This window comes from Ruminococcus sp., from assembly GCF_017650195.1.
GTDB lineage: Bacteria > Bacillota > Clostridia > Oscillospirales > Ruminococcaceae > Ruminococcus.
This window is the reverse complement of record NZ_JAGCFH010000037.1, coordinates 1-5182: the sequence shown is the minus strand read 5'-3', so window position 1 is coordinate 5182 and position 5182 is coordinate 1. Positions and strand designations below refer to the sequence as shown.

The window sequence follows — 5182 nt, the reverse complement described above, 5'->3', positions numbered from 1 at the left end:
TATGGTCTAATACTCTTATACAAAATAAAGTTAGCTCATGAAGGTCACTCTCATCCGGAGCGAATACAATTATTTTGCATTTCTGAAATGATTTGGATTCTTTTCATGAGCCGGATCCCACCATTTTTCCAACGCTTGATTATCATAATATGAATAAGGTTTCATTTTCTCACCTCCAAATTTAGATTTATTAAACCACAATTTGCAATATTATTCAAGACAGCAAAAAAAAGCCAGTTTTATACAGCAATATAATCCTATTTTTATTTCACGGGACAGTGAAATAATTTTCAACATTGTGTTGAAATAGATGTGGACACACCTCTGCAATTGTTGATAACTATGTTGAAAAGGTGGAAAACAACGTAGAATACACTTTCTGGAAGTATGTAAAAGTTGAAAACCATGTGGATAAACGGGGAAAATAAGTAAACAATAAAAATATGTTGTGGAAAGTGATTTCGCAACAATTCTTTGTAAAGGATATAATATGTATGAAAAAGCATTTAGCAATATGCTCCATATTTTTTACGGTCTGTGCAGCGTTGACGGGATGCGGCAACAATAACGACGGTCATTATACCGACGACGAGAACGGCATGGTAACAGAGCACAGCACTACTGATAGAAGATATGAAGAAACTACAAAAACAACCGATAAAACTATAAAGGATCGTCTAGACGACGCTGCCGACGGCGCAGGCGAAGCCGGAAAAGATATAGTCAGCGGCATAGGTGATGCAGGCAAGGAACTCATAAACGGGGCAAAGGATGCTGTTGACGACGTTATCGACGGCATGGACGGTGAAAAAGCTTCGACAACAGTAACCGCCACAACTCTTAACGACTGATAATTAAAGGCGGACTTAATGTCCGCCTTTTCAACATTTCATTGAATATAGTTGAAATCATGAACACAGCTCCACCATAGCCTCTGCCATTATCTCCGCATTTTTTAGCAGATTCTCAGTGGTTATGAACTCGTCGGGACAGTGCATACGTCCGTCCTCATTGGGAAACTCCGCCCCGAAGGCTACTCCGCCCTCAATCTCATGTACATAGGTACCACCGCCAATGGCTATACAATACCCTTTTTCTCCCATAACTCTCTCATAAACGCGCAGAAGAGCCTGCACAAAGCCGCTATTTTCGTCGGTGCAGTGAGGCTCGACACCCTCACATGAATCTATATCGAAGCCAGCTTCACGAAGTTTTCCGCAAATATTATCACTTATTTCTGCCTTTGTTCGGTCAAGTGGAAAACGGATATCCACTCCGCCGTGAAGTCTGCCGTTTTCAGCGTTCAGAAGAGACAGTACACAGGTCATATCTCCTGATATTTCGTCACTGAAACCCAGTCCGCAGCTCTTTCCGCTGAACTCGCCATGGGGAAAAAGCTTCGAAAGGCTGTTCAACAAAGGATGAAGCTTCCCCCGTATATTGAGAAATTTCGTTATGGCATTTTCGCCCTTCTCGGGCGTTGAGGCGTGTGCGGATATGCCATGATAGTCATCTTCATCGTCGGAGCATACCGCCGGAACAGCGTTTATGACAGTTCCGCCTCGCACAGGTATTCCGCTGTAATTCGCGGAAAAATACACTCTCAGCATACCCTTTTCTGCATTTATGACAGGATACTCACCGTCTGGAGTGAAAACCATTTCCGGAAGCTCATGCTTTCTGCGATAATAGGCAAGATCAGCCGAACCATTCTCCTCGTTGGTGCCGAATATAAGACGTATGCCCTTTTTAAGCGGCAGTTCCAACTCCTTAATAGCTCTTGCGGCAAAAAGCGCAGCGACCGCTGGTCCCTTGTCGTCGATAGCTCCACGACCTACCAGTTTATCGGTATTAAGCTCGTACCGCAGCGTATACGGGTCGCTCGTCCAGCCTGAACCTACAGGAACTACATCAAGATGAACAAGCACGGCAAGCTCTGGCGGAAGTCCGTTTAAATCCGCAGAGCCTACATAATTATCAGTATTCTCGGTAATAAAACCGAACTCATCACACTTTTTAAGCATGGTCTCCAAAGCTCTTGCTGGCTCTCTGCCGAAGGGGAAACCTTCCTCTTCCTCGCCCTGAACGCTGGGTATCGCCACAAGTTCTGCGAGAAAATCTGTCATTTCCTGCTTGTGAGCTGTGAGATAATCTCTAATTTCTGACATTTTTTCCTCCTGAGGTATAATATAACACAAAAAACCGCAGTAATAATACTGCGGTAATTTGCGCGTACACAGCATCTCACGACGCCATGTACCAAGAAAGAAAGGATAAATATGAAAAGAATTAATCAGTTGACAATTGCCTTCTCAGTTTCCTTATCGAAGATGTGGATTCTGTTAGGATCGATAGCAACCTTTATATCGTCTCCTGACTTAGCTGTAGACCTCGGGCTTACTCTTGCTGTAAGCGGAACTCCCTCGCAAACGAGATAGAGGTAAGTCTCAGCACCCATCATTTCGGTAATTTCTACATTTGCGTCGATAACGCCTGTAGAAGCATTTGAGAGGTACATTTCTTCGTCATGGATAGATTCGGGACGAACACCGAGTGTAATCTCCTTGCCAACGTAATCATTAAGATTCTCATTTACCTTTGACTCAGGAACGATGATCTGATATTTTGTATTCTTTCCGAATTCAACTATATACTGACCATACTCTTCCTTAAGTGTAGCGTCGATGAAGTTCATCTGAGGTGAACCAAGGAAGCCTGCAACGAACTTGTTTATAGGATTCTCATAGAGGTTCTGAGGTGTATCGATCTGCTGAACGAAACCGTCCTTCATACATACGATTCTATCACCCATTGTCATAGCCTCTGTCTGGTCATGAGTTACATAGATAAATGTTGTACCGAGCTTCTTGTGGATCTTAGCGATCTCAGTTCTCATCTGAGCACGAAGCTTTGCGTCGAGGTTTGAGAGAGGCTCGTCGAGAAGGAATACCTTAGGTGAACGAACGATAGCACGACCGAGAGCAACTCTCTGTCTCTGACCACCGGACATTGCCTTAGGCTTTCTGTCGAGAAGGTGTGTAAGATCGAGGATCTTAGCAGCCTCGTTAACCTTTCTCTCTATTTCAGGCTTCGGAACCTTGCGGAGCTTGAGTCCGAATGCCATGTTATCGAAAACTGTCATGTGAGGATAAAGAGCATAGTTCTGGAAAACCATTGCGATATCTCTGTCCTTGGGAGCGATATCGTTTACGAGCTTATCGCCTATATAAAGCTCACCCTCAGAGATTTCTTCAAGACCTGCGATCATACGAAGCGTTGTAGACTTACCGCAACCAGAAGGTCCAACGAGAACGATGAACTCCTTATCTCTTATCTCTAAATTAACATCCGAAACGGCCACAACTCCGCCCGGATATTTCTTATAAATGCCTTTAAGTGTTAAGCCTGCCATTTAATCCAGTCCTCCAGTTCAATTTTTCTTGCTGAAAACACATTATCAGCTATATTAATATAATACCATTATTCGCTTTTTTTTTCAAGGTGCTAAATTGACAAAGATGCATTTATATGTTTATTAGAATTGCCGAAAAAACGCCAGAAAATTCGCTGCAAAAAGCATTGAAATCGTGAGGGACAAACAAGTTTTCAACATCTTTGTGCAATAATTCCATACACTGACCAATTGCCAGTTTTTCGGGAAGAACTACTCCTCCAACCGAAACTCTCATAAGCACTTCTACGTGGTTCCCGGCAGCTGCGAACATTCGTTTCACTTGGTGATATTTTCCTTCATTAATTTCTATAAAAGCCAGTTTTTCGGAACTTTCAACATTGCACACCTTTGCAGGCAAACATTGATAACCATCTAACAATGTTATGCCGTTTGCAAATAAATCAATATATTTACTTTGAAACGGATTGGCAAGTTTCACAATGTATATTTTGGGTATATGTTTCTTTGGAGATAGCATACGATGTGCTAGTTCTCCGTCATCTGTAATAAGAAGAGCACCAAGAGAATCTTTATCAAGTCTACCAGCAGGAAACAAATTTTTTGTACGCCATTCTGGTGGAATAAGTTCCATGACTGTCGGCCCGTCATGTTCGTCGGTGGAGCATACATATCCGTCAGGCTTGTTAAGCAAAAGATATTTGAAGCGGTCAGGTTTTATAATATTTCCTAATACTTCAACGGTATCTCTTTCGGGATCTATCTTGGTATCTGCTTTTTTTACTATAATATTGTTGACTCGTATATGTCCTTTACTTGCGAGTTCTTTTATTCTACTTCGTGTGAACTCTCCACGTTCAGAAATAAATTTGTCAAGTCTTGTTTGTGGCATTTTTACCTCCAAGGAATAAATTGTCGGATTGTGTGAATAATAATTATTAAATGAAAAATGAGCGGGGGGTTCTATGTCTAAGAAAAAAATGATTGTTTTAGTTATTGCAGCATTATTGCTTGCGATTGTTATTTTTATCTTTCCAGACAATAAAAAAGAAGATGTCATACCATTAGGTGCTCATGTCGATGCTTCAACAGTTGGAAGAAGAATAGATTATTTTGCATCACATGGCTGGGATGTTGAGGAAATAGCTGAAAAAAGGATTACAATCCCGATTAATTATAATCAAGGATATGAGCAATATGTCCGGTTGCAGGATAAGCAGGGGCTTCCGCTTAGGGAATATGCTGGTAGAAGTGCGAAACTATATGTTTATGATGTAAAAAATTACAGCCCCGAAAGCCGAAAAATGCTTGCGGAACTGTTAGTTTGTGACGACACAGCCATCGCTTCGATGGTATATAGCGAGGATGGTGGCAATCTTCGCCTTGCTGTTACTTGAATGGCTTTAAAAGATTGCCAATTACAGGGATTTTTAAAGCATACCCTTTCCAAGCGCCAATAACAAGGAAAGCAATAAGAGCTATGGTAAATAGGTTCAGAAGAGTGCCGACAAAGTTGAATGGTGGGTCAAGCATCAATAAAATACCACTAATAGCTTCAAGTATTGAAAATAGAATCAACCAGCATAGTGACTGATTTGAATGGAATTTGCAGAAGTCAGAGTTTTTATCTATTGCAAAAGGAAGCCAGAATAGTATTGGCACGATGTATGGTATAATAACATATAGTTCGTAATTCCTCATATCTGAACCAAATTTTACTTGTTCTTCGTCATCATTAAATTTATCGAAAAGACTATCCATTTAGTTCTT

General features: G+C 41.3%; 6 protein-coding genes. 2 read left to right on the top strand and 4 right to left on the bottom strand.

Features of this window, described 5'->3' with window-relative positions:
- The first annotated feature begins 494 nt into the window (after nt 1–494).
- Nucleotides 495–851 (top strand): hypothetical protein, encoded by a 357-nt coding sequence (locus J6U00_RS01670; protein WP_296577976.1) that lies wholly within the window; start codon nt 495–497, stop codon nt 849–851.
- 57 nt (nt 852–908) lie between these two features.
- Here the strand turns inward: J6U00_RS01670 and J6U00_RS01665 are convergent, their stop codons facing one another.
- The 3 genes from J6U00_RS01665 to J6U00_RS01655 form a co-directional block, all read right to left on the bottom strand.
- Nucleotides 909–2168 (bottom strand): Sapep family Mn(2+)-dependent dipeptidase, encoded by a 1260-nt coding sequence (locus tag J6U00_RS01665; protein ID WP_296577974.1) that lies wholly within the window; start codon nt 2166–2168, stop codon nt 909–911.
- 125 nt (nt 2169–2293) lie between these two features.
- On the bottom strand, nt 2294–3412 hold the full coding sequence (gene ugpC, locus J6U00_RS01660) for a sn-glycerol-3-phosphate ABC transporter ATP-binding protein UgpC (RefSeq protein ID WP_296577972.1): 1119 nt from the start codon (nt 3410–3412) through the stop codon (nt 2294–2296).
- Nucleotides 3413–3524: 112 nt separating this feature from the next.
- Nucleotides 3525–4304, bottom strand: a complete 780-nt coding sequence (locus J6U00_RS01655; protein ID WP_296577970.1) for a 16S rRNA pseudouridine(516) synthase — start codon at nt 4302–4304, stop codon at nt 3525–3527.
- Nucleotides 4305–4377: 73 nt separating this feature from the next.
- Here J6U00_RS01655 and J6U00_RS01650 point away from each other — a divergent pair, with 73 nt between their 5' ends.
- The gene (locus J6U00_RS01650) at nt 4378–4809 is read left to right on the top strand and encodes a DUF4830 domain-containing protein (RefSeq protein WP_296577967.1); all 432 of its coding nucleotides are present in this window, start codon (nt 4378–4380) and stop codon (nt 4807–4809) included.
- On the opposite strand, the gene J6U00_RS01645 is transcribed toward J6U00_RS01650, so the two are convergent.
- Nucleotides 4802–5173, bottom strand: coding sequence for a hypothetical protein (locus J6U00_RS01645; protein ID WP_296577965.1), 372 nt, complete (start codon nt 5171–5173; stop codon nt 4802–4804). The two genes, J6U00_RS01650 and J6U00_RS01645, sit on opposite strands and share 8 nt — an antisense overlap.
- Nucleotides 5174–5182 lie beyond the last annotated feature (9 nt).